The 5,222-nt window shown below is 32.3% G+C and carries 2 protein-coding genes; both read left to right on the forward strand.

Annotated elements, in window-relative coordinates; genetic code table 11:
• A partial coding sequence (locus ACVC2P_RS11130) for a hypothetical protein (RefSeq protein ID WP_452598544.1) occupies positions 1-2,689 on the forward strand: 2,689 nt, incomplete at its 5' end.
• 7 nt (positions 2,690-2,696) lie between these two features.
• Positions 2,697-5,222: DUF6443 domain-containing protein (locus ACVC2P_RS11135; protein WP_452598545.1), on the forward strand; the 2,526-nt coding region annotated here is incomplete at its 3' end.

Raw genomic sequence — 5,222 nt, forward strand, 5'->3', positions numbered from 1 at the left:
GAGTAATAGTGATAAAATTATTGGGTTTATACTAACTGATGGTTTTGGAAATAAGTATAAATTTTTATCAACCGAATCCAGTTATACTGTAGGAGGTGCTTTTGCTTTTTGTCAATCTCCATCTCAAAACTTTATATCAGCATGGCATTTAACTGAAATATCTAATTACGATGATTCAAGGAAAATATTTTTCGAATATGAAAATTATATTCTTCAAGACTACGAAATTTATCGTAGTACTATGAATAGACATAGAATTTCAATTGGAGGAGAATGTAATAATAGACCTTTATACGAAACTGTTTTTAATGGGTCAGCTGTTAACTATAATGGACTAAGATTAAAAAGAATATATAATAATATAGATTTATCAGAAGTTAATTTTATTCCAGGGAGTTTAAGAACTGATTTAAATGGAATAGATTTATTTACTCTTAAAGACATTGTTATTAATAATGGATATAGTGATGTAGACAAATATACCTTAACGCATGATTACAGTACAGAGAGATTGACTTTAAATAGTATAGCAAAAGGTTTGAATAATGCTTCTTCTCTTAAAACTAAATTTTATTATTGGGGAAGTTTACCCAATAGAGATTCAAAAGAAAAAGATCATTGGGGTTATAAAAATATAAACCCTACTTATGATTTGTTTGAACCATATCAGGTTACCTATCAAGGCGGTAATACTTCAACTTTTGGAAATGGTAATCGTAGTCCTGATTTTGAAGGTTCTAAATCTGGAGTTTTATACAAAATAGAGCATCCTACAGGAGGGTATGATTTGTATACTTTCGAACCTCATGATTATAGTTATATAGGTAGTAATTTAATAAATGAATATGAAATTAATCCAGTATCATTAAATGTAGAATCTTTTGGAACCTCTGGACAAGGTTGCACCTCTGTAAATACAGATATACAAACAGGTACTTTTACTATTAATCCAAATCCGAATGATCTGGATCCTAATAACCCAACAGAAATTTTCGTTCAAATTTTTGGACAAGTTACAAAGTATACAGAAAACTATTTTTCAGCAGGGTTATCTCCTAAAGTAGAAATACTAGATTCTAATGGAGCAATAGTTTATGGAATAACCGTATCTGGAGGGGCTCAATTAACAAATACAGTTTATGAAACAATAGGATTACTTCCGGGAGATTATACCGTTAAAACTTATGCCACTTGGCGTTCCTGTGACCACCCTAATTTAAGAGATGAAGCCAAAATATTACTTTCATATGATAATTTTTCGTCTAATCTTTTATTAAAAAAACAAGCAGGTGGTGTAAGAGTTAAAACGATTGAAAAATATATTACTGCTACAGATAAAGTATTAGAGTTAAATTATACTTATGAAATGTCTAATGGATATTCATCTGGAATTATTCACAAAGAGCCTAGATATACTTATGATACTGAGGTTTGGAGTTGGGTTAGTATAGGAGGTTCATTAGGAGGTGCAGATAATTCTTGTCAATATGTAATAGCTTTAGATAATGATGTAGTAAATAATGGTATCACTGGAGGTGGGCATATTGGTTACAAAAAAGTAACAATAACTCAAAATAATGGAGACAATGGAGTCACAGAAGAGAATTTTTCAACAGGTACAAATTTTATTTATGATACACCTCCTTTTGCACCTCCAATAGATAATTCTCATTTAGCACGACCTTTATCCATAATTCAAAAAAATAAGAACAACGTAGAGGTTCAAAGTGTAGAATATGACTATGAGAGTACTGAAAATTTCACTAATTCATTTAGAGTAAGTTCTAAAGGCGGAACGTCAATTGGAGGTAACTGGGAGCATAAATTCGATAAAGGATTATACCGAATATTAATTGGTCACACTAAAATAAAATCTAAAATAGAGACATTAAAACATATAGCTTCAGAAGACCTTATTAATGAAACTCATTATACTTATGATTCACAATTACATAAGGAAAAAGAAATTAAAAGAATAAGCTCTATAGATGGTAAGGAGTATATTCAAAAGAATTATTTCCCAGAAGATATTCAAACGCTTAGTGGCTTCTCTACTAGCGAAATAAATACTGTAAATACTTTAAGTAGTCAATATAGGTATAACATACCAATACAAACAGAAAATTATATACGAAAGAATGGGGAATTACAATTACTAAATACTAACAGAAGTGTCTATAAATTAGATAATTCAAAGCTTGACCTTGAAAAGGTTAAAAATGCTAAAGGGGTAAACTCTCTTGAAGAGAGACTAATCTACCATAAATATGATGAGTTAAGCAATTTATTAGAAATTAGTAAAACTAATGATAAACATACAGTTTATATATGGGGGTATCACAAACAATATCCGATTGCTAAAATAGAAAACGCGACCTATACAGATGTAAGTAGTTTAGTAAATAACATTCAAACATTATCTAATGCAGATAATGATAGAACAATACTCTATGCAGGGAACGAAGGAGCATTACGCCAAGCACTTAATAATCTAAGAAATGAGCCTTCACTTTTAAATTCAATTATAACAACATATACTTATGATCCTTTGATAGGTATAACAAGTATCACTGACCCAAAAGGAGTTACGGTATATTATGAGTATGATATTTTTAACCGACTCAAATACATCAAAGATCAAGACGGTAACATAGTAAGTAAAAACGAATATAACTATAAGCAAAACTAATAACGATATGAAACAGTTACTAATCACATTAGCAGCAATATTTGTGTCTACATTAGTTATGGCACAAACAACAAGTAAAAACTACATAAAAAGTACGGTGTATCAACAACCAGTACAAAACGAAGCAGAAATTGAGGCTTTACCTATATTAGACAAATATGAGAACATTACCTATTACGATGGATTAGGCAGGCCAGAACAAAGTATAGCACTACGTCAAGGCGGTGTCTTAAATCCTAATAATGAGCTTACTTACGATTGGAAAATAGGAAATGTAAATTCAACCAATTCTGTTTTTACAAAATTAGGATCAGAACAAGAGAACGAAATTATTAACGGAATAACTCCCTTTGGAAACACCGATTTATTATGGAAATGTGGTAGTGATGTAACTACAGGAGCAGATGGAGGTTGGATGACAAACATAATTTCTGTAGACAAAACAGTAGGTTATCGTTACACCACATGGGTAAAACGTACAGGAAGTACAACCGATGGAAACACCTACCATGGACCATACTATGTAAACAATTTAGATGGCACAGAAAACTCGAATCCCTACTTTTGGTTTGGAAACCTCCCAGAAGTAGATACATGGTATCTTTTAGTAGGTGTCGTACACCCTTACAATTATACAGGAGGTAATAGTGGAGAAAGTGGACTTTATGATATAGAGGGGAATAAACTTGCTAGTGGAACAGACTTTAAGTGGAAATCTACAACCACAATAGGTCGATTTAGAAATTATTTATGGAGTAGCACAGACATAAATACCTATCAATACTTTTACAAACCCCTATTACAACGATTAGACGGACAAGAATTATCGTTAGCACAAATAAACAATACCTTTGTTAAAGATATTATTACCCCTGTGGTTTACGATACATACGGTCGTCAAACCAAAGATTATTTACCTTATGCAGATTTTAGCTTAGGAGAATATGTAGATAATAATTTAGTAGCTATACCGAACATTAACAATTACTACACCGCTACTTATGGCGAAGATCTAGATGCTACGCCAAATCCTTATTCCGAAAAACATATAGAAGCTTCTCCTTTATCAAGAGTATTAGAACAAGGTGCACCAGGAGCCGATTGGAAAGTAAACCCAATAGCAGATACAGACCACACCATAAAATTTGAGTACCAAACCAATGTAGTAGACGAGGTTATTAATTACACTGTAATATTTCCAACGGATAACCAAGAAGAACCACAATTGCACTATGATGGGACTTACAATGCAGGACAACTTTATAAAAGTGTTACAAAAGATGAAAACTGGAGTCCTGATCAAACCTATTTGAAAAATCATACGACAGAAGAGTTTACAAATAAACAAGGTCAAGTCATATTAAAACGTACTTATAGCGATAATGGTAGTGCAAATATTGCTCATGATACCCAATATGTGTATGACGATTTTGGTAATCTGACCTTCGTATTTTCACCTAAAGGGAGTGACCTTATACTCACGCAAAACCAATACAGAGACTTTAACCAAAGCCTATCTCCTTATGATTTTATCTTTCCAGCTCGTTATGTTCCTGGTACAGCAACAGGTACAGCAAGCATAGACTTACAAGGCACAACTTTAACTTTAAACCTCAATATACAGTTTAGCTCACCACGAGAATTACACTTAGGGCCTATTGTAGAGTTAACTGACCATGTGCCTAATATCGATTTTAATACAGGTGTTAATTTAAATGGCTATGAATTTAAGATAGAAGACGGTTATTTGAAATTATCACATCCGCAATCGCTTTATAGTTCTTCGCTACCAAACATGAGTGGTATAACTGGTACTTTTACTGTAACCGTACCTGAATATTCAATAAACGCAAATGTGTTAGATGCTTTAGGTTACCAATATCATTATGATTCTAGAAACAGGCTTATAGAAAAGAAAATGCCTGGAAAAGCATGGGAGTATATTGTGTACGATAAATTAGATAGACCTGTATTAATCCAAGACGCTAACCAACGCATAAATAATGAATGGTTATATACTAAATACGATATTCATAATAGACCAATATATACTGGTAAACATATTTTTACACCAATTGGTACTGAAGATAATTCTGGACGAACAGAATTACAAGAGGCCGTTAATCTACAAAGTACTTTTAATGAAACTAAATTAAATACTCCATTAGCAATAGGAGATACATCTTTGCATTATGACAATACAATATTACCAAATAATAACATAGAAGTTTACACTGTAAACTATTATGATGATTATCCGCAAGATATCGCAACAGTAATTCCAGATATAGGTACTTTTAATCTAGCAGGACAAACCTACACAACAACTAGTAATACGACTAGTTTAGCCACAGGAAGCAGAGTGCGCGTATTAGGCACCAACCAATGGATTACCAGTGCAACCTATTACGACGCTAAAGCACGACCAATTTATATAGCAAGCCATAACAGCTATTTAAATACAACCGATAAGGTTAAAACCGCTCTAGACTTTGTAGGAAAAACGCTAGAAACCGAAAGTAAACACATTAAA

This window comes from Pontimicrobium sp. MEBiC01747 (genome assembly GCF_053601635.1).